A 24860-nucleotide genomic window follows, 5' to 3' on the forward strand; every position below is an offset into this window, starting at 1 on the left:
CCACAAAAAAACTAAACTATTATGATAATAAAAAAACCAAAGTTAAGTTTCTGGCAAATATTAAATATGAATGTTGGGTTTTTCGGAATTCAATATAGTTTTGGTTTACAACAAAGTGCCGTAACACCAATTTACGATTTTTTAGGAGCAAGTCCAGATCAAATTCCAATTTTACATCTTGCTGGTCCAGTAACAGGGTTATTAGTACAACCTATTATTGGAGCATTAAGTGATAAAACATGGAGTCCAAAATTTGGAAGACGTAAGCCTTTTTTCTTAATAGGAGCCATATTATGTAGTTTAACGCTATTAGCATTTCCGTTTAGTAGTTCTTTATGGATGGCAGCTGGTTTATTGTGGGTTTTAGATGCTGGTAATAACACCGCTATGGAGCCCTACAGAGCGCTTATAGCAGATAAGTTGGATGATGAGCAACAACCTTTAGGTTTCCAAATGCAGAGCTTTTTTACGGGCTTAGGGCAGGTTTTAGCCAATTTATCATTGTTTATTTTTCCTTTAATTTTTATAGGTATGACAGGTTCGTTACCAACCTGGGTTTATGCATCCTTTTTCTTAGGGGCGTTTTGTTCCATTGCTTCCATTTTGTGGAGTATTAGTAAAACAAAAGAAATTCCGCCAACCGAAGAGGAATTAGCAAAACTTAAAAGTGAAAAACGAAGCGTTTTAGGGCCTTTGCTAGAAATTTTCGGAGCCATTAAAGATATGCCAAAAGTAATGTGGCAATTAGCATTGGTGTATTTGTTTCAATGGTATGCCTTGTTTTGTTATTGGCAAAATTCGTCAAAAAGTGTTGCGCTTTCAGTTTGGAACGCCACACCAGATAATAAAGAGGCGTATAGTGAGGCTGTAAGTTGGACAGGATTAGTTAACGGTTGGTACAACGTAGTTACCTTTTTAGTAGCGTTTGCCTTAGTAGGGTTTGCTAAAAAATATAGTGCCAAAAAAGTACATGCGTTCTGTTTGCTTATCGCAGCAATAGGGTTTTTAGCCTTCCCTCACATTGAAAATAAAAACTTGTTGTTTTTCGCCATTACCGGATTTGGTATTGGTTGGGCAAGTATGATGGGAATTCCATATTTAATGGTGGTTTCAGAAATACCAAAAGAACGTTATGGTGTCTATATGGGCATTATAAATATGATGATTGTAGTACCCATGATTTTACAAACACTATCATTTGGGTTTATTTTAAAGCATTTTTTAAATAATGATCCGCGTCAGGCAATCACCTTTGCAGGAGTACTTTTAATTATAAGCGCAATTTTAACACTGTTTATTAAATCCAAGAAATTTTCTGGAGATATAGCATCAGTGCCATCATCGGCGCACTAAATTTTAATATTTATTTTTTATGAAAAACATAGACATTCTATGTGTTGGCGAAGTACTTGTCGACTTTATTGGACATCAAACCGAAGTGTTAATCAACAACACAAGAGATTATCATAGGTATTTGGGAGGCTCTCCAGCAAATGTAGCAATGAATTCTGCTAGATTAGGCTTAAACTCTGTAATGGTAGCAACCGTTGGTAGAGATGGTTTTGGCGAATATATTTTTGAAAGGTTAAGTGAAATTGGAGTTGTTATCGATAATGTTAAAATGATTGATAATAAGCCTACTAGTGTAATATTTGTTTCTAGAACAGACGGTACGCCAGATTTCATCCCTTTTAGAGAGGCTGATTCTTGTATATCAGAAGATCAAATTTCTAAAGAAACACTATCAAATTCTAAAGTGTATCACACAACCTGTTTTGCATTAAGTAAAAATCCTGCGCAGTCAACTATTTTAAATAAAGCTAAAGAAGCTTTTAATTTAGGGTGTAAACTAAGTATAGATGTAAATTATGCTAAAAAACTTTGGGATAGCCAAGAGGAAGCCCTTAAAGTCATTAAAGCATATTGTAAATTTAACCCACTTGTAAAGGTTAGTGAGGATGATATGTCTAGACTTTTTGAGCAAGATTTACCTCATGAAAACATATTTGAATTTTTCCATAACGAAGGGGTCGATACAGTCTGTTTAACTTTGGGTAGTAAAGGCGTAAAATTAGCTCAAAAAGGTAAAGCAATTATAGAATTACCAGCCATAAAAATAGATGTAGTTATGGATGCTACAGGTGCAGGCGATGCTTTTTGGTCTGGCTTTTTATTTGCTCACATAAAAGAAAAACCTGTTGAAGAATGCTTGCAAATTGCATTAAAATTAGCAGCTTTAAAACTTCAAAACGTAGGGAGACTGCCCGATAACATTAATATTTTATCAGAACTTTTGTAAACTTAAAAACAATGTCGAAAGAAAATAAAATAACCAATGGTGTAATGCTTAATGCTTACCCAGATAGTATAGGTGTGAATTTAAAGGATACCATTACTATGTTGAAAATGCCAGAATTCAAGGATGTTTTCTCTTTGTTTTATGTGCTTCCAACGTTTTTTAATAGCGATTTAGATAGAGGGTTTTCGGTAATTGATTATAACATCAATAAAGATTTAGTTTCAGAAGATGATTTAGCAGATTTAGAAAAGCTAAATATTCAATTAAAGTTTGATATTGTTTTAAATCATTTATCTGTAGCCTCACCTCAGTTTAAAGATTTATTAAAGCATGGTGGAAACTCTAAATACAAAGATTTTTTTATCAATTGGAATACCTTTTGGGAAGGACAAGGTGAAATGGGAGATAATGGTGTAATTGTTCCTAAAGAAGAATTTCTCAATAAACTATTTATGAGGAAATCGGGTTTGCCAATATTAAAAGTGCCTTTTCCCGATGGTACAGAAAAACCATATTGGAATACCTTTTATCAGCAAATTACGGTTAATAAAATAGATGTCCAAGATTTACAAAGTATAGCGGGTTTAAACCAGAAGCAGGCTACTTTCATTGTAAAAAAAGTGAATGTTGCCATAGAAGCAAAGCAAGAATTGACTCAAGTAGATTTTGAAGATTGTAACCCATTTAAAAAGGAAATCATTCAAATTGTACGTCAAAAATGCACGTATTTAGGCCAAATGGATGTGAATGCTAATTCGCCTTTGGTTTGGGACTTTTATGAAGAAACCCTAAAAAAAGTAAGCGGATTTGGTGGTAAAATTTTAAGGTTAGATGCCTTTGCGTATTTACACAAAGAAATAGGGCAAACTAACTTTTTTAATAAACCCGGAACTTGGCAGCATTTAGAGGCTATCAAGAAAATAGCACAAAAGAATGATTTAATGGTGTTACCAGAAATTCATGCGGAATATGGTTTGCATTTACACGATGAGGTTGCAAACGAAGGCTATTATATTTACGATTTTTTTCTTCCAGGATTAACCATTCATACTATTGAAACAGGTAATAGTAGCGCACTAATTAAATGGGCTAACGAAATTATAGATAAAGGATATAAAACCGTAAATATGCTTGGTTGTCATGATGGTATTCCTGTTTTAGATTTAAAAGGAAAAGATGTTAATGGTGTTTACAACAAAGGTTTACTGCAAGATGAAGAAATAGAGGGTATCATGACTAAAATCATGGATCGTGGCGGACGCGTAAAAAATCTTTACGGACCATCGGGTAAAAAAATATCTTACTATCAAGTTAATGCTACGTTTTTTAGTGCATTGGGTGAAGATGAGCAGAAGCTATTATTGGCACGAGCTATTCAAATATTCATGCCAGGGATTCCTCAAATTTGGTACTTAGATATTTTTGCAGGTATAAATGATTATGAGGCTGCAGACAAAGGTGGAGATGCAGGACATAAGGAAATAAACAGAACTACTTTAACTATGCAGGACGTAGAAAACGGTCTTAAAAAACCTGTAGTACTTAATCAACTAGAGCTTCTTAAGTTAAGAAATACATCTAAAGCTTTTTCTGGAACGGTTAAAATAACTGAAACTTCTCATGAAGAAATGGATTTTAAATGGCACAATGAAAATGAATTTACGCAGTTAAAAGCAAATTTAAAAACAGGTTCGTTTAGTATTAATTATTCCGAAGGAGGCGTTGTTAAAACAATGAAATTCTAGGCTTTAATCCTTAAATGTGTTTGTAAATCATTAAAGCTTTTATGATAATAATTGAGAATTGATATTTCTTAAAAAGAAATATCAATTTTTCATTAGAATAGGTGTATGCTTTCATAGGATTATTATCTTTGTTCGTTTAGTTAATTAACCATATTATGAGCGAAGAAAGCAAACGTAGAGAAGCCCTTATATACCACGCAAAACCAACTCCTGGAAAAATTGCAGTGGTGCCAACCAAAAAATATGCAAGTCAAAGAGATTTATCTTTAGCGTATTCACCTGGTGTTGCAGAACCTTGTTTAGAAATTGAAAAAGATAAAGAAAATGCATACCGCTATACATCTAAAGGGAATTTAGTTGCTGTAATTTCTAACGGTACTGCCGTTTTAGGTTTAGGGAACATTGGTGCTTTGGCGGGGAAACCTGTTATGGAGGGAAAAGGGTTGCTTTTCAAGATTTTCGCGGATATCGATGTGTTTGATATTGAAGTTGATACTGAAAATGTTGAAGAATTCATTCAAACTGTAAAAAATATTGCGCCAACTTTTGGTGGTATTAATCTTGAAGATATTAAAGCGCCTGAAGCTTTTGAAATTGAAAGACGTTTAAAGGAAGAGCTGGATATTCCGGTAATGCATGACGACCAGCATGGTACTGCCATAATTTCGGCGGCAGCCTTATTAAATGCTGTAGAGTTATCAGAGAAAAAAATTGAAGACGTAAAAATAGTAATTAGCGGTGCTGGGGCTGCTGCTATTTCATGTTCTCGTTTATATCAAGCTTTTGGTGCCAAAGGTGAAAATATGGTAATGCTGGATAGTAAAGGCGTTATTAGAAAAGATAGAGGAAACTTATCTTCTCAAAAAGCAGAATTTGCTACCGATAGAAAAATAGATACACTAGATGAAGCTATGAAAGATGCCGATGTTTTTATCGGACTTTCTATGGCAGATATTGTTACTCCAGAGATGTTACTAAGCATGGCTAAAAACCCTATCGTTTTTGCTATGGCTAATCCAAATCCTGAAATTAAATACGATTTAGCAATTGCTACTCGTAAGGATATTATAATGGCAACAGGAAGAAGTGACCATCCTAATCAAGTAAATAATGTTTTAGGTTTCCCGTTTATATTTAGAGGAGCCTTGGATGTTCGCGCAACTGGTATTAACGAAGCCATGAAAATGGCAGCAGTAAAAGCTTTGGTTAAGTTAGCTAAAGAGCCTGTGCCAGAGCAAGTAAATATTGCCTATGGTGAAACGCGATTAACTTTTGGTAAAAATTATATTATTCCAAAACCGTTCGATCCGCGTTTAATTGCCGAAATCCCACCAGCGGTGGCAAAAGCAGCTATGGATAGTGGTATTGCAAAATACCCTATTACCGATTGGGTGAAGTATGAAGATACTTTAAGAGAACGTTTAGGTTCCGATAATAAGTTAATTAGATTATTATTAAATCGTGCGAAACTTAACCCTAAGCGTGTTGTTTTTGCCGAAGCAGACCAATTAGATGTTTTAAAAGCAGCACAAATAGTGCATGAAGATGGTGTTGCAATGCCAATTCTTTTAGGTAGAAAGGAAACTATTGAAGCCTTAATGAAAGAAATTGAATTTGACGCAGATATTCCTATTATAGATCCTAAAACAGAAGAAGAAAACGAACGTAAAAATAAATATGCTAAAGTTTATTGGGAGCAACGTAAACGCAGAGGTGTAACCTACTATTCGGCGCAACGATTAATGCGTGAGCGTAATTATTTTGCAGCTATGATGGTTAATGAAGGCGATGCAGATGCTGTTGTTTCTGGATATTCTCGTAATTACCCAACGGTTCTTAAACCTATGTTAGAGCTTATTGGTCTTATGCCAGGAGTGAGTAGAGCGGCAACTACCAATTTAATGATGACAAAAAGAGGGCCTTTATTTTTAAGTGATACCTCAATTAATATAGATCCAGATGCTAAGACATTAGCTAAAATTACTCAAATGACCGATAGAGTAATTAAAATGTTTGGCTTAAATCCAGTATTAGCTATGGTGTCTTATTCTAACTTTGGGTCGTCCATTAGTGAAAAAGCATCAAAAGTAAGAGAGGCTGTTTCTATGTTGCATAGAAATTATCCGGAGATGATTGTAGATGGTGAATTACAGGCAGATTTTGCTTTAAACGACGAGATGCTTCAGGAGCGTTTTCCGTTTTCAAAACTGGCTGGTAAAAAAGTAAATGCACTTATTTTTCCAAATCTAGATTCAGCAAATATTACTTATAAGTTACTTAAAGAATTGTACGAAGCAGATTCAATAGGTCCAATTATGATGGGTATGCGCAAGCCCGTCCATATCCTTCAATTAGGAGCAAGTGTTGATGAAATTGTAAATATGGCTGCCATTGCAGTTATTGATGCTCAGAACAAGGAAAAATGGGAAAAAGAAAACCCGGGGTTGTAGGACTAACAAGTAATTACGTTAAAAGCTAAATAGAAAATCAGCTAATTTATTGCTGGAATGTCGATTAGTAAATAGGATATAAATTAAATGTTAATAATTTTATTACATTTGGGGGTTAACGATTAACATTTTATGATAACACATATTCAAGGAAAGCTTACCGAAAAAAATCCAACACATGTTGTTATTGATTGTAATGGCGTAGGGTATATGCTAAACATATCATTGCATACCTATTCTCAACTTCCAGATGGCGAGCTTTTAAAATTATATACACATTTACAGGTTAAAGAGGACTCTCATACATTATATGGGTTTTCTTCTATTGGTGAACGCGAGGTTTTTAGATTACTAATTTCTGTAAGTGGTATTGGTTCTAGTATTGCCCGTACTATGTTATCATCATTAACTCCAAAACAATTGCGAGAAGGTATCGCTAGTGGAGATGTAGCATTAATTCAATCTGTAAAAGGTATTGGAGCTAAAACCGCGCAACGTGTTATTTTAGATTTAAAAGATAAAATCTTAAAGATTTACGATATTGACGATGTTTCTATGCCTCAAGGCAATACCAACAAAGATGAAGCGTTATCTGCTTTAGAAGTGCTTGGTTTTGTTAAAAAACAAGCAGAACGTGTTGTGGATAAAATTATGATAGGACACCCAGATGCCGATGTAGAAACTATTATAAAGCAGGCCTTAAAAAATTTATAATATATTTTGAACCAAACTAACTATAAACTTACTAAACAAACATTCCTATTAGCATTTCTGCTTTGTTATTCTTTTGTTGCTTGGTCTCAACAACCAGAACAAGACTCTGTACAAACTGGATTTAGTTTAGGGAAAATAAAAGTGCCTAATCCTAATAGTGTGGAGTCTAAATATACTTACGACCCCATAACGGATAGGTATATTTATACCGAAAAAATAGGTAGTTTTAATATTAATTATCCGGTTATACTTACGCCAAAAGAGTACTACGCGTTAGTTGCTAAAGAAAATTTACGAAGCTACTACAAAGAGAAAATTGATGCTTTTGAAGGTAAAAAGGAAGGTTCAGAAGAAACTCAGAAAAACTTACTGCCCGAATTCTATGTAAAATCAGATTTTTTCACCAGTATTTTTGGAAGTGACGTTATCGAGGTTATTCCGCAAGGATCGGTAGAAATGGATTTAGGTGTTCTTTTTTCAAAACAAGATAATCCATCGTTTTCACCACGAAATAGAAGTAATTTTACTTTCGATTTCGACCAGCGTATCAGTTTAAGTTTATTAGGTAAAGTCGGTACAAGGCTTCAGGTTAATGCTAATTACGACACACAATCTACATTTGATTTTCAGCAACTTATAAAATTAGAATACACACCAACTGAAGATGATATTCTTCAAAAAATTGAAGTTGGTAATGTAAGTATGCCTTTAAATAGCTCTTTAATTACAGGAGCGCAAAGTTTATTTGGTGTAAAGGCACAATTACAATTCGGAAAAACAACCGTAACAGGTGTGTTTTCCGAACAAAAATCGCAAGCCAATACCGTGGTAGCTCAAGGTGGAGGGACGCTAGAAGATTTTGAGTTTTTTATTAGAGAATACGATGAAAACAGGCACTTCTTCCTAGCACAATACTTTAGAGATACATACGATTCGGCTTTGGCAAACTACCCTTTTGTAAACAATAAAGGTTTACAAATTACAAGATTGGAAGTTTGGGTGACTAATAGAAGTAACAGAACAGAAAATGTTAGAAATATTGTAGCGCTTCAAGATATTGGAGAGAGCGATAAAACCTATTCTACATCGGTACCTATATCTGCTGCTCCAGGGGCTTTTCCAGATAATGGTAATAATGGATTTAATCCATTAACAATTACAACTGGTGGTTCAGTTTTAACCCAACAAATTAGAGATATTTCTACAGCAGATCAGGGTTTTGGGACTTTAAATAATGAAGTTGATGAAGGAGCTGATTATGCTAAACTTGAAAATGCAAGAAAATTAATTAGCGGTCAAGAATATACATTAAATACAGAGCTAGGTTACATTTCATTAAGTCAAAGACTTAGTAATGATGAGGTTTTAGCGGTGGCATATCAATACACCGTTGGTGGTAAGGTTTATCAAGTAGGTGAATTTGCTAACGATGGTTTGGAGGCTACAGAAGTGGAAACTAACGCCGATAACCAGGTGACTTCGGTAGTAAATACCGCCTTGGTTTTAAAAATGTTAAAGAGTAGTATTACCAATGTGAAGCAGCCTATTTGGGATTTAATGATGAAAAATATCTATGATACGGGTGCTTACAACTTGAGTCAAGATGATTTTACATTAAACATTTTTTATAACGAAGCTTCTCCGCTTAACTTTATTACGCCTGTTGGTGCTAGTTTCGAGTTAGATATTAACGGAAACCCTGTTACTACAAATACACCAAGTGACGATCTTATTGAAAACTCACCATTACTAAGGGTTTTCAACTTAGATAAATTAAACTTTAATAACGATCCGCAATCTCGAGGCGATGGTTTTTTCGATTTTGTATCGGGCATCACCGTTATTCCTCAAAACGGAAAAATTGTGTTTACAAGCGCTGAGCCTTTTGGAGAGTATTTATATAATGTTTTAGGTGGTGGTACTAAATATGACGATGAAGATAATGGGGGATTTAATGAGGATCAGAAAAAATACGTGTACGATGTGCTTTATAAAAGTACAAAAACAGCTGCTTTAGAGGAAGCTGAAAAAAATAAATTCAAATTAAAAGGGCGCTATAAATCTTCTGGAGGAGGCGATGGTATTCCTATAGGAGCATTTAATGTTCCAAGAGGATCTGTCCGCGTAACTGCTGGTGGGCGTGTATTAGTTGAAGGTATCGACTATACCGTAAATTATCAACTAGGTAGGGTTCAAATTTTAGATGCATCTTTAGAAGCATCAAATACACCAATTCAAGTATCAACCGAAAATAATGCCGTATTCGGGCAACAAACTAAACGTTTTACCGGAATAAATGTAGAACATAAATTCAACGAAAATTTTCTTTTAGGAGCTACATTATTAAACCTAAACGAACGACCAATAACACAGAAAGCCAATTACGGTTCAGAATCAATAAACAATACCATTTTTGGTTTAAATGGAAACTTTTCTACCAAAGTACCTTTTTTAACTCGTTTGGCTAATAAATTGCCAAATATCGATACCGATGTGGAGTCTAACTTATCCCTTCGTGGCGAGTTTGCATATTTAGCTCCAGGAGCACCAAAAGGAACAGATTTAGAAGGCGAAGCCACATCGTATATTGACGATTTTGAAGGCTCGCAAAATAGCATCGATTTAACCTCGCAACAATCTTGGTTTTTATCTAGTAGACCGCTAGATATTGATGGCGATGGCGACGACAGTGAGCTTGAAGATCAAGCAGGTATTCAGAATGGTTATAACAGAGCCTTGTTAAATTGGTATACTATCGATCCTATATTTTATAGCTCGCAAAGACCAGATGAAATTTCAGATGAAGATGTATCTAGTTTATATACAAGTCGTGTATTTATAAATGAATTATTCCCTAATCAAGACTTAGTTCAAGGGCAAAACTCAGTAATTTATACTTTAGATTTAGCTTACTATCCAGAAGAGCGTGGACCTTATAACTTCCAGACCACCAATATTAATAATGAAATGCTTACTACTCCTCAAGATTCATGGGCAGGTATTACAAGGCAATTAACCTCTACCGATTTTGAGCAACAAAATGTAGAATATATCGATTTCTGGTTACAAGATCCGTTTCAAGATAACCCATCAAATCCGGGAGGTAAATTAGTATTTAACCTAGGTAATATTTCAGAAGATATTATTAAGGATGGAAAAAAACTATATGAAAACGGCTTACCAAAAGATGGCGATATTAGTTTGTTAAACGAAACATCTTGGGGTACTGTTGTTCCTCAAAACCAATCGTTACTTTATACCTTTGATAGTACTGGTGATGAACGAACTAATCAAGATGTTGGATACGATGGTTATAATGATGCGGATGAGATAGCAAAATTTGGATCGCAATTTGGAGAGGATCCTGCAAAGGATAATTACTCGTATTTTTTAAATACTAGTGGAGATATTTTCGAGCGTTATAAAAGGTATAATGGTGTAGAAGGTAATACACCTGATACGTTTTCAGATACCGATAGAGCAGCCAATACACAACCAGATGTAGAGGATATAAATCGTGATAACACCATGAACACGATTGATAGTTATTACGAATATGAATTAGATCTTAATAGAACTAATTTACCTCAGAGTCAAGCCGATTTCGATAATATTCCTAATGGAAATCCTTTAAAGGAATTTTTAAGAGATTTTAAAGATCAACCACGTACACTTCCCAATGGCGAATCTGTTAACGTAAGATGGTATCAATTTAGAATTCCTGTAGAAGGTAGTCATGTTAAGGCTGTAGGTGGAATAAGTGATTTACGTTCGGTAAGGTTTGCTAGAATTTACCTTAAAGATTTTCAAGAAGCTACTATTTTTCGTTTTGGTACTTTAGATTTAGTTCGAAGTGATTGGAGACGTTATACCCAGTCGTTAGAATTTAATGATGATGATCCAGATGATGATAATACCGATTTCTCAGTTGGTGTAATTGGTACAATTGAAAACGAAGGAAGTTACCAAAGACCTCCAGGAATTGAGCCAGAAGAGCTGTATAATAACAACACAGTGGTTAGCCAAAACGAGCAATCTTTAGTAGTTAAGGTTTGTAATTTAGAAACTGAAGATTCAAGAGCAGTATACAAAAACATAAATCTAGACATGCGTCAATATAAACGTATGCGAATGTTTATGCATGCCGAAGATGGCGAGTCTGGTATAGGTACTTTATCAGATAAAGAATTGGTTGGTTTTATTAGAATGGGTAATGATTTAACCGAAAATTATTATCAAATAGAAATTCCCTTAGAAGTTTCAACATCCACCTTATGGCCAACATCAAATGAGATTAATTTACCTGTAGATATTTTAGGGAAAATTAAAGCCCAAGGTATTTCAGATATGACATTAAGCAACGAAGACCCTACGTTTTATGATGTGATAGATGGAGAAATTGTTCTGGTAGCAGATCCTTTTGATGGTTATGAAATTGGGCAACACCGTGTAGGAATAAAAGGAAATCCTAATTTTGGAGATATTAGAACACTTATGGTTGGTGTTAAGAATGCAACATCAAGTGACGATGTTTGTGCTGAGGTTTGGTTTAATGAGTTGCGCTTATCCGATTTGGATAACGAAGGTGGTTGGGCTGCTGTAGTAAGTATGGATACTAATATTGCAGACTTTGCTAGCATTAGTGCTACGGGAAGACAAAGCACCTCTGGTTTTGGATCTATAGAACAAGGACCAAGTCAACGTAGTTTGGAAGATGTGAAACAATATGATGTGGTTACCAATATAAATGTTGGTCAATTATTACCAAAAAAATGGGGTATACAGGTGCCATTTAATTATTCGCAAAGCGAAGAGTTAGTAACACCAAAATACGATCAATTTTATGAGGATTTAACTCTAGATTCTCGTATAGATGCTGCAGAAACCGAACAAGAAAAAGAAACCATAAGACAGCAATCTGAAGATTACACAAAACGCCAAAGTATTAACTTTATAGGCGTAAGAAAAACCAGAACTACAGATAAGAAACCGCGTTTTTACGATGTAGAAAATGTAACGTTAAACTATTCCTATAACAAAGTACAACACCGAGATTTCGAGATTGAGAACTCGGTTAGTAAAACGTTACGTGTTGGTGCTAATTATGCACACAATTTTAATCCTATTACTATTGAGCCTTTCAAGAAAAACGATTCGCTTTTTACTGGTAAATACTGGAAAATATTAAAGGAGTTTAATTTTAATTTATTACCAACAAGCTTTACAATTAATACGGATATTAATAGACAGTTTAATCGTCAAAAGTTTAGAGAAATAGATTTAACTGCAGATAGTGGTAATATTGGTATTGAAGAGTTATTCAGAAGAAATTATACATTTGATTTTCAATACGCTATCAATTATAATTTAACCAGATCGTTACAATTCAATTTTACTGCGGCTAATAATAATATTGTTAGAAATTATTTTAAAGACAATGATTTAATTGCAGGTGAACAGGACGATGAATTAGATGTTTGGGATGGTTTAATGGATATTGGAGACCCTAACAGGCAAACGCAAAATTTAGGGGTTACTTACCAATTACCACTTAATAAATTACCAATGTTTAGCTTTATTGATGCCACGTATCAATATACAGGTAGTTTTCAATGGCAAAAAGGCTCAGATTTATATGGTAGTTTAGAGGTTGATGGTGTGACTTACGATTTAGGAAACACGGTACAAAATTCAAACGTTCATAATATCAACACCTCGTTGGATATGAATCGCTTTTACAAGTATATAGGTTTGGTTAAAAAACCAATTAGACGTGTAAGAACTAGAACAACTCCAGGCGGGGCACCTCCGGGAGGCGATGCGAAAGACACTAAAAAGAAGACGTCTAGAGTTAAAAACCAAAGCCTTACCAAATTGTTAAATGCTGGTGTAGATATTTTAACAAGTGTAAAAAGAATTCAAGTTAACTACTCCGAGAATAATGGTATGTATTTACCAGGATATTTAAACACTCCAGGATTTGTAGGGACCTTAAAACCAACAGTTGGTTTTACATTTGGTAGCCAAAGCGATGTTAGGTATTTAGCTGCAAGACGTGGTTGGCTAACAACTTTCGATGAGTTTAACCAACAATTTACATCTACAAACACAAAACAATTAGATATTTCGGCAAGTTTACAACCTGTTAAAGATTTAAAAATTGATATTGTGGGTAACAGAGCGTATTACGAAAATTTTACAGAGAACTACAGAGTTGATAATGGTATATACAACCCATTAACACCAAATACCTTTGGTAACTTTAATATATCGACGGTTTTAATTAAAACAGCCTTTAGCCAAAGTGATGAATTACGATCGGATGCTTTTGATGATTTTAGAGCAAACAGATTAAAAGTAGCAGAACGACTAGCCGAAGAGTTTTATGGCACAACCACTTATGATAGAGATCCGGAAACTAACTTTCCTTTAGGTTTTGGTAAAAACAACCAGAAAGTATTGTTGCCAGCCTTTTTAGCAGCGTATTCTGGTCAAGATGCTAATAAAGTACAAACAGGAGCTTTTAGAGATATTCCAATTCCTAACTGGGATTTAAAATATACAGGATTCATGAAGTTTGGTTGGTTTAAAAAGCGTTTTAAACGTTTTTCTTTAACGCATGGTTACCGTTCGGCTTACACTATAAATCAGTTTAGCACCAATTTAAATATAGATCCAAACGGGTTAGGTAATGAGGCACCACCAACGCCAGGTGTTGCTTATGCAGATCAATCGGATGCATCAAAAGATCAATCTGGTAATTTTAAAAACGAAAGACTGTTTAGTAATATTAACTTAACAGAATTGTTTAGTCCGTTGGTTAGAATTGATATGGAAATGAATAATTCGGTTAGGGTACAAGCTGAAATTAAAAAAGATAGAATGTTGTCTTTAAGTTTTGATAACAACCTGTTAACAGAGGTACAAGGCAACGAGTACATTTTTGGTTTAGGGTATAGGATTAAAGATTTACGTATTAGATCGAAATTAGCAGGACCAAAAAAACGTATTGTTAGCGATTTAAATATGAAGGCAGATATTTCGGTAAGAGATAATAAAACCATAATTAGATATTTAGATTTAGAAAATAATCAAATTACATCGGGTCAAACTATTTGGGGCTTAAAATACTCGGCAGATTATGCCTTTAGTAAAAACCTAACTGGTATTTTTTATTTTGATTATACGTTCTCTGATTATGCTATATCTACTGCCTTCCCGCAAACTACTATTCGATCTGGGTTTACAGTACGTTATAACTTTGGGAACTAATTAAGGTATACCAAGTAACACAAAAGTCTTTTTATTTAGTATTAGTTACTATATTTAAGGTTTTCCCCGCGCTAGGGATAGTAAAGGAAAGCCCACAGCCCGACGAAGGAGGTGCGAGGACTTGTATTGGATAGCCCGACCCTAGTGGTAGCGCCCAAAAAAATAAGCTTGTTAATTACCGGTTTGAGGTTTGAAAAGTGATTGCGAATAAATACATTTGTTAAATAAATATATTAAAATTATAAAATGAATATTCCTGCTGAATTAAAATACACGAAAGACCACGAATGGGTTAAGTTAGTTGGCGACGTTGCTACCATTGGAATTACCGATTTTGCACAAAGTGAATTAGGTGATATTGTTTATGTTGAGGTTGAAACTGTTGATGAAACTTTAGAAGCCGATGAGGTTTTTGGAACTGTTGAAGCGGTTAAAACGGTATCTGATTTATTTTTACCATTAACTGGTGAGATTACTGAGTTTAATGAAGGTTTAGAGGATGAACCAGAAGTGGTAAACTCGGATCCTTATGGAGCAGGTTGGATGATAAAATTAAAATGTTCGGATTTATCGCAAGCAGAAGGATTATTATCTGCCGATGATTATAAAGCCTTAATTGGTGCTTAAAAAAGCAACTTTTATTGTAGCCTTAGTATATGCCATTGCATTAGCAGTAGTAAGCTTAATTAATTTAGATGGTCGCCTTCCAGATTTAGAAATATCTTTTGGCGATAAAATATTTCATTTTTTAGCTTACAGTCTTTTTGCTGTATTATGGTATTTTGCCTTGTATTTTACCTTTAATTTTAAAAAAAGGAAAGCTTTAATTTATGCTTTTATTTTCGCCGTTTTATTTGGCATAGTTATTGAGATTTTACAAGGAACAATGACAGCTTCAAGAGCCTTAGATGTTTACGATGCCTTAGCTAATACTTTAGGAGCCTTAATTGCGGCAACCGTATTGTGGTTTAAAAACCAATTACATATTAAAAACTCTTAAAGGCTTGCTTTTTTGATAAATAAATAGTTATTTTAGCAATCTTGATAAACGATTTAAATTATGGAACCTAAAAAAAATCCCCAAGCAAATGTTGGACGTAACAGTTCACTTTACTTCGCAATTGGATTAGCGTTAATGTTGTTCTTAACAAATTACGCAATCAATTACAAAACTTATGATAAAGTTGAAATAGATATAGGACAATTAGATCTTGAAGAAATTGAGGATGAAGAAATCCCAATTACTGAACAATTACAAACACCTCCACCACCTCCACCACCACCTGCAGCGCCAGAAGTGATCGAGATTGTTGAAGATGAAGTAGAAATTGAAGAAACAGTAATCGAATCTACAGAGGTTGATCAAGAAACAGAAATTGTTGAGGTTGAAGAAGTAGAGGTTGCAGAGATAGAGGAAGATATTGATGTACCATTTTCAGTTATTGAAAACGTACCAGTTTTTCCAGGATGTGAAAAAGGAAGCAATACTCAAAAGAGAGATTGTATGTCTAAAAAAATATCTCAGTTTGTAAATAAAAAGTTTAATACTGAGTTGGCTAGCGACTTAGGTTTATCTGGAAGACAGCGTATAAACGTTATCTTTAAAATTGATAAAACAGGTACAGTTACAGGTATTCGTGCAAGAGCACCACACCCAGGTTTAGAGAAGGAAGCAAAAAGAGTAATTGGATTGCTACCACAAATGAAACCAGGAAAACAACGTGGTAAGCCGGTAAACGTTCCATATTCGTTACCAATTATTTTCCAAGTACAAGATTAAGAAAACATAAGTTTTACTTATATATTAAAAACCTCGAAGCTAACTTCGAGGTTTTTTTGTTTTTAGAGGTATTGAAAACAGTGCGTTCTTTTAACTCATTTTAATATAAAATCCCGTTACAAAACTGTAACGGGATTTCTTTTTGGTATGCTTATTGTGACTTTAGCATAATATTAACATTTTAAATTCTAATTATTATGAGTAATCAAAAGAAAACTCACGATCTCATTCGGCAAAATGAGAAAATCGTGGAAAAATCACAAAAGCATGATGCAAATTTACAAAAAAACTCAACCCTTTATTTTCAAATTGGGTTAATTGTATGTTTGCTAATTTCCTTTGGGTTGTTGGAAATGAAATTCGAGACTACAATACCCACAGTGGTGCAGTTAATGCCTCCAGATATTCCTGAGGAAATTTCAATTAACAATATTAAAATTGAAGAATTGCTAAAACCAGAGGTAAAACCACAGCCTAAAAAGAAAGTTGTTTTTATTAATAAAATTAAAAAGGTTGACGATGATGTTACTTTAGAAGAAGCACTAGAACTCGTTACCGAAGAACAGAAACCCATAACGCCTGTAGTAGATCCTGGAGCGGTTGTGGTTGACGACAACCCAGAAAATGAGGAGCCTGTTTCTATTGTTTTTGTACAGAAAGTACCAATCTATCCGGGTTGCGAAAAATCTAAGAACAATACCGAACGTAAAAAGTGTATGTCTGATAAAATTGGAAAGCTAATTCAACGAAAATTTGATGGTGGCGATATCGCTGCGCAATACGGCTTGGAAGGAAAACAAAAAATAGATGTGCAGTTTACCATCGATAAAACTGGTAAAGTCACCAATGTTAAAACTCGAGCAGATCATGATAAATTAAAAGAGGAAGCTGCAAGGGTCATTAATTTTATACCAGAAATGATTCCTGGTAAACAGAATAATAAAAATATTGGGGTTATTTACACACTACCTATAATATTCTATGCACAATAAGTAATACCAAATTATAATTTCGTGCTTTAAAAACCGTTGTTACTTATGTAATAGCGGTTTTATTTTAATACTAATTTGTGCCTAATAGTTATTTTATAACTCCTATTTTTAGAAGTACTTATCGAGGTATAAATGGGACTAGAATCTAAAAATATAGTATCTTTCGGCAGTAATACGTTTTAATTAACCCATAATTCTTAAACATGAAGCAATTCATTGTACTAGTCCTACTTTTAGTTCAATATAATTTTTATGCTCAAGATGCTTTTTCTGTTGAAAAGCCACCAGTATTCCCTAATTGCGAAGAGGTAGCTATTTCCGACTTACAAAGCTGTTTTAATACCCAAGTATATAACGAAATTCACAACAATTTTAAGGTGCCCACAAACCTTACCGAAGCCGGTTTTAAAGGCGAAGTCGTTGTTGTTTTTGAGGTTGATACCACAGGGCAGTTTAAAATTGTATATACAGATGCTATTTACAGTGAGTTAAAGGACGAGGCAAAACGTGTTTTTTCAGAATTTCCAAAAGTACAACCTGCAACCTATAATGGTAAAAGTACCTTTAAGCAATATTCCTTACCTATAAAAATACCTTTAGTAAATCAGGCTGAAGGGGTAAATAATACTACTAGCGCTAATGTCAATGCTACCAAAGCAATTAGTCCATTAGAGTTGGCTGCTAAAAAAGAATATGATAATGTAAATAAAGAATTAAAAGATTTTGAAAACCAAGCGTTTAAAAGTCAATTAAATATTCAATTTACACATAGTGACTATGCTCGTTTTGATAGACAAATGAATATGGTTGGTACAAATAGTCATACCGCATCAAAACCATTTTTGTATGAAGAAGTATCGAAATATTTCGATTTTGAAGCCGAACAAAAAGAACTATATAAAGACACCGAAACTTGGTTGGGTAAAAAGTTTTGGAACGAACATTTAGTCCAATTACAGAGCGACGATTATTGGTTTACAGTCGATCCTATTTTAGATTTACAAGTAGGGGCAGACTCTAATTTAGACGCCGGAACTACATATAATAACACGAGAGGGTTTTTAATTCAAGGTGGGTTAGGTAAAAAATTAAATTTCTATGCTTCGGTGTTTGAAAGTCAAGGACGCTTTGCCGATTATGTAAATAGATATGCGGAAAGTTTAAAAGCCTTTGGTCCAGATCCAGCTATAATTCCTGGGCGTGGTATTGCCAAACGTTTTAAAACCGATTCTTATGATTATCCGGTGGCCGAAGCGTATTTATCTTATGCGCCTGCTAAGTTTATAAACTTGCAATTTGGGCATGGTAAAAACTTTATTGGCGACGGTTACAGATCGTTATTGCTAAGTGATGTGGCGAGTCCGCATCCGTTTTTAAAATTAAATACCAAGTTTTGGAAAATAAAATACACCAATACCTGGATGTGGTTAAAAGATGTTAGAGACGCTGTTGAAGTGGATAATGCTTTCTTAACAAAATACATTGCTAACCATTATTTAAGCTGGAATGCTAGTAAGCGTTTAAATATAGGGTTGTTTGAGTCGGTTTTATGGACAAACTCCAACGACCGTGGTTTTGATGTTAATTACCTAAATCCTATTATATTTTACAGAGCTATAGAGTTTGAAACTGGTCAAGGTGCCGGAAATGCGCTAATGGGTGCAACTGCAAAATATAAATGGAACGATGATGTAAACTTATATAGTCAGTTTATTTTAGATGAATTCTCTCTAGGCGATGTAAAAGCAGGCGAGAAAAGCTGGAAAAACAAGTTTGGTTACCAACTAGGTGTTAAATATTATAACGCGTTTAAGGTTGATAATTTATTGCTGCAGTTTGAGTATAACCGCGTGCGTCCTTATACCTATTCGCATAATACCGTAGTGTTAAACTATGCACACAATAACCAATCTATGGCGCATTTATGGGGCGCAAACTTTAGTGAGGCCGTAATAATTGGTCGTTATCGTTACAAACGTTGGTTTGGCGATGCTAAATTTATTTTTGGAACGCGCGGATTAGATTTTAATGATGGTACCGACGATTTTAGTTACGGTGGCGATATCTATAGAAATTACAACGAACGCCCTTTCGATACGGGAGTAGAAGTTGGTCAAGGTATAAAAACAACAACCTTTAACGGTAATATACAAGCAGGCTACGTGTTAAACCCGGCAACAAACCTAAAATTGTTTACCGATATAACCGTTAGGAATTTTAATCCAGAAGCGACAACTGCCACTACCTTTAAAAATAATACTGTATGGTTTAATTTTGGCCTTAGAACCGATTTGTTTAATTGGTATTTCGATAACTAACACATTCCTGTATAGGTGTGAATCTCATAACTACTATAAGTTGCAAATAAAATTAAAAACCCCAATGGAAACTATTGGGTTTTTTTGTGAAAATTTATTTATATTTATAGAATAACAGTTATAAAAAACTAATTGTAACCTGAGTTGTTGGAGGGATGTGAAATGTAAAAGTGATTTTATAGCGGGTTTGGCACAATTTAAATATCTTAAACGAAACGTTTAAACAAGTCTAAGAATCATGAATTCCAAAATAAACTCACAATGAAACTAACTCCATTATTTCTTTTCTTTTTACTTATAAGTGTAAACTCAAAGGCACAAACCATTGAAGTTGGCACATTCGCAGATCAAATTTATTTTAACGGAGAGATTTATACAATGGACGATAACCGGCCAATGGTGGAAGCTGTAGCCGTAAAAGCCGATTCAATTCTATCTGTAGGCAGTAAGGAAGGTATCATGAAGTTAAAAGGGGATAAAACCCAACTTTTTGATTTAAAGGGCAAGACTATGGTTCCTGGTTTAATAGAGGGGCATGCCCATTTGTTTAGTATTGGAAATGAATTATTGGCAGTTGACTTAGGAGGAACTAAGAGTTATGAGGAGGCCATTAAAAAAGTTGCCGAAAAAGCAAAAAGCACGCCAAAAGGAGAGTGGGTTATAGCTACTGGTTGGCATCATGATAAGTGGATTACACAACCTACATTAATCAATGGGTATCCTACAAATAAGTTATTGTCTGCTGCTGTGCCAGATCATCCTGTTATTCTTGTACATGCTTCTGGACATATTATAATTATAAACCATAAAGCGATGGATATTGCAGGGATCAACTCCAAGACTCCTCAACCAGATGGAGGCGAAATAGTTTTAGATTTAAATGGTGAACCAACCGGAATTCTTAATGAAACTGCAGGAGATTTAGTGTACAAGTATTTACCTGAACCTACAAAGGAAAATGTAAAAGAAGCAATAATTTTATCTTTAGAAGAATGCTTTAAAAATGGTATCACCGGATTTCATGATGCAGGTTCAGGTGGCTACATGGTAAACCTTTATGAAGAAATGGCCTCACAAAACCTAATTAAATTAAGGCTGTATGTTATGCTTCGCGGAACACAACCTGAACTTCTAGAATATTGTTTTAAGAAAGGTATTCAAGAGAACTTATACGACAATCAACTAACCATCCGTTCTATTAAACTAATGGCAGATGGGGCTTTAGGTTCAAGAGGTGCCTGGTTATTGGAAGAATATACGGATGCACCCGGAGAGCATGGTCATAATGTTACACCGTTAGAGGATATTAATAAAATTGTCAATAACGCCTACAAAAATGGTTTTCAAGTGGGTATACATGCCATAGGCGACAGAGCAACTCGTGAGGTTTTGGATATTTATGAGAGCACATTTAAAACTGAATCTACAAATAGTTCAAAAGACGCAAGATTTAGAATAGAACATGCCCAACATTTTGACCCAGCGGACATTCTTAGGGTTGCTGAATTGGATGTTATTCTAGCAATGCAGGCTATTCATATGTCATCGGATAGACCTTGGGCCATTGATCGTCTAGGAGAGAAACGTATTACGGAAGGTGCCTATATATGGCAGACCTTATTAAAGTCTGGGGCAAAGATTGTGAACGGAACCGATGCACCCGTAGAACCCCTTAATCCTATGGCTGGCTTTTATGCGTCAGTATCCAGAAAAACTCTAGAAGGAATGCCTGATGGTGGTTACGAGCCTCTGCAGAAAATGACACGGAATCAAGCGCTCAGATCTTATACATTGGATGCTGCCTATGCGGCATTTCAAGAAAATGACAAAGGGAGTATAGAAGTTGGGAAATGGGCAGATTTCACCATACTTGACAGAAATATTATGACAATTCCGGAAAATCAAATATTAGAAACTAAGGTCGTTATGACAATTATTGGAGGAGAAATAGTTTTTGATGATAAAAAGGCTGATTAAATAGTCTCTAATAGATTTTTCTGAAATTATATAGAATGAAAACCTAACTAAACATTCTCCTCTGCTAGCGCGAGCGTCCCGCTCGTGCCCTCATGAGCGAGTAAAATTTAGGTTTTATTGTTAAAATAAAGTTGAGGGTTAATTTATTGACGGCACAAGCAAGATGCTTGCGCTAGCTGAGGCAAAGATAAAACAAACAAAAAGGGAATGAAAATGAACGTACGGCAATGAAATCAACTTTGATATTTGCTTTTCTTTATCTATTAGTTTGGAGTTTAATACTCTTTGTGACACCGAAAGATGTTTTTTATTCTGGAGAAGGAATTATAAGATGGGTGATTTTTGGAGCAATATTTTTTTTACTTCCATATCTTTTGTACAAAGCCATCGAGAATACGGCATTAGCCAACAGAGTAAAAAAAAAGAGTAGCTTATTTGTCTGTATTTTTAGGAATACCATTTGGGCTTTTTCTGAGTTTTCAAAGTGAATGTGAATTGGAAGAGTATGGGAAAATGACTTACGGAATAATCGATGAAGCCTGGTTATTTATCAGAAAAAGTAGGACTGATGTATGGTCTGTTCGTGCAAAGTATAAGGTAGGAAATAAAACATTTTATACATCGACAAAAGAAAACTCTGAAAAAACTTTTTTTGAGGGAGACACTATTACAATAATTTATTCGGAAAAAACCCCGCAAATGAGTGAAATAGTTGAATTAAAAAAATAATTTCCAGTGCCAATATTTATATAAAACAAATAATTATTTTATTTATAACCAAACACTACTCCTTCAACCCCTTATAAAACGTACGTCTAATTTTTTCGGAAGAAATAAAGCAACAGCCATAATTAAGGTCGTCGTAGGTTTTGGTAAGCGCGCTATTTGCCGCCACTTCGTCTTCGGTTTTCCCTTGGCTAATTTCGATTTCAATGGTACTTTTTAAACTTTCCATCATATTTAAAAAGGTGCTGTATTCGGCTTTATTAGATAAGTTGCCATGCCCAGGAATAATTTTAGTCTCCTCGTCAATTAAAATAAGAGCACTTTTTACAGCGTTGATATAGCCATTAATAGATCCGCCAGAATTTAAATCGATGTAAGGATAACGTTCGTTGAAAAAGGTGTCTCCTGTATGTAGCACGTTGCTTTTTGTAAAATATAGCATAGCGTCGCCATCGGTATGTGCATTATCCACATGAAAAATAAGCACCTGCTCGCCGTTTATATATAAACTTAGTTTATCATTAAAGGTTATTACAGGCAACGATGCATCGTTTTGTTTCGGGTTATCTTTAATGCGTCTATACACATTGTCGTGTGCAATAATAGGTGTTTGTAGTTTGGCAATGTTTTCGTTTCCGCCGGTATGGTCGCCATGGTGGTGTGTATTAGCTAAATAGGCAATAGGTTTATCGCTTAGTCTTTTTATGGCCGCTAAAATTTTGGGTGTTAAGGGAGCAAATTGGCTATCGATCATTAAAACACCATCTTCGCCAATAGAAATTCCAATATTTCCACCTTGGCCTTCAAGCATATAAATGTTGTTGGTAAGTTGGTGCGTGGTAATGGTAAACTCTTTTTTTTGTGCAGAACCTACAAAGGCCATACCAAATATGGCGATGCTAATAACTGATTTTATAAATCTCATTTCTAAGCGGTTTTTTTAGATTACTAAAAATACAACTTTTTAGGTGAGTATGGTTTGTTTTAATTTACCATTAAAAACCATTGGTGAAATTGCTTTTATAGAGTATCTTTGCACTCGCAATATTAAAGCCGTCAAGGATATAGACCATTGAGCAAGTCGAAAACTACAATAGCAAAACCTTCTGTACTATCAGATTTTAAAGAAATCACGAAAATGCGATTGGCATTAAGTGTGGTGTTTTCGTCGCTTGCGGGGTATTTACTTGGTGTAGAAACGGTCGATTTTAAAACCTTAACCCTACTAGCTTTTGGTGGGTATTTTATGGTTGGTGCATCAAACGCATTTAATCAAATTATAGAAAAAGATCTAGATGCTTTAATGGATAGGACTAAAAACAGACCTATTCCTGCAGGCCACATGTCGGTAAACACCGCGTTTATAATTGCAACGCTTTTTACAATTTTAGGTATTGGTATTTTGTACACCATAAATAAGCAAACCGCTATGTTTGGTGCTATATCTATTTTTATTTATACCTGTATGTATACGCCTTTAAAAACAAAAACACCTATTGCGGTATTTGTTGGGGCTATACCGGGCGCTATTCCGTTTATGTTAGGTTGGGTAGCAGCTACTAACGATTTTGGTATAGAACCAGGAACCTTATTTGCTTTACAGTTTTTTTGGCAGTTTCCTCATTTTTGGGCTATTGGTTGGTTTTTGTACGATGATTATAAAAAAGGAGGCTTTTTTATGCTTCCAACAGGAAAACAAGATAAAGGAACCGCTGTACAATGTATTATGTACACCATATGGACCATATTAGTATCTATCGTTCCAGTGTTTGGGTTTACGGGTAGGTTACAACTATCTGTTGTAGCCATGGTATTGGTGTTACTAGCAGGCTTATGGATGCTGTATTATGCTATTGGCTTATTTAAAAAAATGACCGAAAAAGCTGCTAAACAATTAATGCTAGTAAGTGTATCTTATATTACACTGGTGCAAATTATTTATGTGGTAGATAAATTTATTAGATAAATTATGGATTTAACTCAAGGAACACGCGAAGAGAAAAATAGCAGAGCCAAAAAAATGATGCTTTGGTTTGGTATTGTGTCACTTATTATGTCGTTTGCAGGCTGGACAAGTGCTTTTGTAGTGAGTAGTTCTAGACCAGATTGGTTAAAAGATTTTGTTTTACCCAATGCATTTATAATTAGTACGGTTGTTATAATAATTAGTAGTATCACTTTTATTTTAGCTAAACGCGCTTTAAAGAGTGGTAACCATAAAGCAACTATGCTATGGTTGGTAGCAACTTTAATTTTAGGCTGTGTATTTATTTTTAACCAGTTTTCTGGTTTTAGACAAATTATAGATTTAGGGTATAATTTTACTGGACCAACCAGTAATGTAACCATGTCTTACATTTATTTAATTGCTATTGTGCATATTTTGCACGTGGTTGTAGGATTAATTTGTTTATTGGTTGTAATTTATAATCATTTTAAACAAAAGTATACTAAAGATAAAATGTTGGGACTAGAATTAGCAGGGACGTTTTGGCATTTTATAGATATTTTGTGGGTTTACCTATTTTTATTTTTATACTTTGTAAGATAATTGAGTTAAGGGTATGCCTTTAATTAGTTGTGTTTT

Annotated in this window: 16 protein-coding genes; 15 read left to right on the forward strand and 1 reads right to left on the reverse strand. The window is 34.5% G+C overall.

Annotated elements, in window-relative coordinates; translation table 11 throughout:
* Nucleotides 1-21: 21 nt before the first annotated feature.
* From HNQ90_RS02820 to HNQ90_RS02880, 13 genes are all read left to right on the forward strand, one after another.
* Nucleotides 22-1353 carry an MFS transporter gene (locus tag HNQ90_RS02820; protein ID WP_144115125.1) on the forward strand — a complete coding sequence of 444 codons (1332 nt, stop codon included), beginning with the start codon at nt 22-24 and terminating at the stop codon, nt 1351-1353.
* A 19-nt stretch (nt 1354-1372) separates the two neighbouring features.
* Nucleotides 1373-2299, forward strand: a complete 927-nt coding sequence (locus HNQ90_RS02825) for a carbohydrate kinase family protein (protein ID WP_144115126.1) — start codon at nt 1373-1375, stop codon at nt 2297-2299.
* A gap of 11 nt (nt 2300-2310) precedes the next feature.
* Complete coding sequence (locus tag HNQ90_RS02830) at nt 2311-4044, forward strand: alpha-amylase family protein (protein WP_144115127.1); 1734 nt, start codon at nt 2311-2313, stop codon at nt 4042-4044.
* Between the two features lie 155 nt (nt 4045-4199).
* Nucleotides 4200-6494, forward strand: a complete 2295-nt coding sequence (locus HNQ90_RS02835; protein WP_144115128.1) for an NADP-dependent malic enzyme — start codon at nt 4200-4202, stop codon at nt 6492-6494.
* Nucleotides 6495-6626: 132 nt separating this feature from the next.
* Nucleotides 6627-7208 carry a Holliday junction branch migration protein RuvA gene (gene ruvA, locus HNQ90_RS02840; protein WP_144115129.1) on the forward strand — a complete coding sequence of 194 codons (582 nt, stop codon included), beginning with the start codon at nt 6627-6629 and terminating at the stop codon, nt 7206-7208.
* A 6-nt stretch (nt 7209-7214) separates the two neighbouring features.
* Entirely contained in the window at nt 7215-14480 is a 7266-nt protein-coding gene (sov, locus tag HNQ90_RS02845) for a T9SS outer membrane translocon Sov/SprA (RefSeq protein ID WP_144115130.1), read from the forward strand.
* 246 nt (nt 14481-14726) lie between these two features.
* The gene (gene gcvH / locus HNQ90_RS02850; RefSeq protein WP_144115131.1) at nt 14727-15107 is read left to right on the forward strand and encodes a glycine cleavage system protein GcvH; all 381 of its coding nucleotides are present in this window, start codon (nt 14727-14729) and stop codon (nt 15105-15107) included.
* The gene (locus HNQ90_RS02855; RefSeq protein WP_183822287.1) at nt 15100-15480 is read left to right on the forward strand and encodes a VanZ family protein; all 381 of its coding nucleotides are present in this window, start codon (nt 15100-15102) and stop codon (nt 15478-15480) included. The genes gcvH and HNQ90_RS02855 overlap by 8 nt, the downstream gene beginning before the upstream one ends.
* A 60-nt stretch (nt 15481-15540) precedes the next feature.
* Entirely contained in the window at nt 15541-16260 is a 720-nt protein-coding gene (locus HNQ90_RS02860) for an energy transducer TonB (protein ID WP_144115132.1), read from the forward strand.
* Nucleotides 16261-16508: 248 nt separating this feature from the next.
* Nucleotides 16509-17252 carry an energy transducer TonB gene (locus HNQ90_RS18065; protein ID WP_172625809.1) on the forward strand — a complete coding sequence of 248 codons (744 nt, stop codon included), beginning with the start codon at nt 16509-16511 and terminating at the stop codon, nt 17250-17252.
* 203 nt (nt 17253-17455) lie between these two features.
* Nucleotides 17456-19570, forward strand: coding sequence for a gliding motility protein RemB (locus tag HNQ90_RS02870; protein ID WP_144115134.1), 2115 nt, complete (start codon nt 17456-17458; stop codon nt 19568-19570).
* A 261-nt stretch (nt 19571-19831) separates the two neighbouring features.
* Complete coding sequence (locus tag HNQ90_RS02875; RefSeq protein WP_144115135.1) at nt 19832-21547, forward strand: amidohydrolase; 1716 nt, start codon at nt 19832-19834, stop codon at nt 21545-21547.
* A 435-nt stretch (nt 21548-21982) separates the two neighbouring features.
* On the forward strand, nt 21983-22276 hold the full coding sequence (locus HNQ90_RS02880) for a hypothetical protein (RefSeq protein WP_144115136.1): 294 nt from the start codon (nt 21983-21985) through the stop codon (nt 22274-22276).
* Between the two features lie 55 nt (nt 22277-22331).
* Here the strand turns inward: HNQ90_RS02880 and HNQ90_RS02885 are convergent, their stop codons facing one another.
* Nucleotides 22332-23198 carry an MBL fold metallo-hydrolase gene (locus HNQ90_RS02885; RefSeq protein ID WP_144115137.1) on the reverse strand — a complete coding sequence of 289 codons (867 nt, stop codon included), beginning with the start codon at nt 23196-23198 and terminating at the stop codon, nt 22332-22334.
* A 147-nt stretch (nt 23199-23345) separates the two neighbouring features.
* On the opposite strand from HNQ90_RS02885, the gene cyoE reads away from it, so the two are divergent.
* Nucleotides 23346-24239, forward strand: a complete 894-nt coding sequence (gene cyoE / locus HNQ90_RS02890; protein ID WP_144115138.1) for a heme o synthase — start codon at nt 23346-23348, stop codon at nt 24237-24239.
* 3 nt (nt 24240-24242) lie between these two features.
* A complete protein-coding gene (locus HNQ90_RS02895; RefSeq protein WP_144115139.1) occupies nt 24243-24824 on the forward strand; it encodes a cytochrome c oxidase subunit 3 in 582 nt (193 codons plus the stop codon).
* Nucleotides 24825-24860: the final 36 nt, after the last annotated feature.

Origin of the sequence: Algibacter amylolyticus (genome assembly GCF_014202225.1) — a bacterium.
GTDB classification, from domain to species: Bacteria; Bacteroidota; Bacteroidia; order Flavobacteriales; family Flavobacteriaceae; genus Algibacter_B; species Algibacter_B amylolyticus.

Excerpts from the sequence above, each read along its gene's own strand:
- HNQ90_RS02820 (WP_144115125.1), top strand. The coding sequence starts at position 22 with ATGATAATAAAAAAACCAAAGTTAAGTTTCTGGCAAATATTAAATATG.
- HNQ90_RS02825 (WP_144115126.1), top strand. The coding sequence starts at position 1,373 with ATGAAAAACATAGACATTCTATGTGTTGGCGAAGTACTTGTCGACTTT.
- HNQ90_RS02830 (WP_144115127.1), top strand. The coding sequence starts at position 2,311 with ATGTCGAAAGAAAATAAAATAACCAATGGTGTAATGCTTAATGCTTAC.
- HNQ90_RS02835 (WP_144115128.1), top strand. The coding sequence starts at position 4,200 with ATGAGCGAAGAAAGCAAACGTAGAGAAGCCCTTATATACCACGCAAAA.
- ruvA (WP_144115129.1), top strand. The coding sequence starts at position 6,627 with ATGATAACACATATTCAAGGAAAGCTTACCGAAAAAAATCCAACACAT.
- gcvH (WP_144115131.1), top strand. The coding sequence starts at position 14,727 with ATGAATATTCCTGCTGAATTAAAATACACGAAAGACCACGAATGGGTT.
- HNQ90_RS02860 (WP_144115132.1), top strand. The coding sequence starts at position 15,541 with ATGGAACCTAAAAAAAATCCCCAAGCAAATGTTGGACGTAACAGTTCA.
- HNQ90_RS02870 (WP_144115134.1), top strand. The coding sequence starts at position 17,456 with ATGAAGCAATTCATTGTACTAGTCCTACTTTTAGTTCAATATAATTTT.
- HNQ90_RS02875 (WP_144115135.1), top strand. The coding sequence starts at position 19,832 with ATGAAACTAACTCCATTATTTCTTTTCTTTTTACTTATAAGTGTAAAC.
- HNQ90_RS02885 (WP_144115137.1), bottom strand. The coding sequence starts at position 23,198 with ATGAGATTTATAAAATCAGTTATTAGCATCGCCATATTTGGTATGGCC.
- HNQ90_RS02895 (WP_144115139.1), top strand. The coding sequence starts at position 24,243 with ATGGATTTAACTCAAGGAACACGCGAAGAGAAAAATAGCAGAGCCAAA.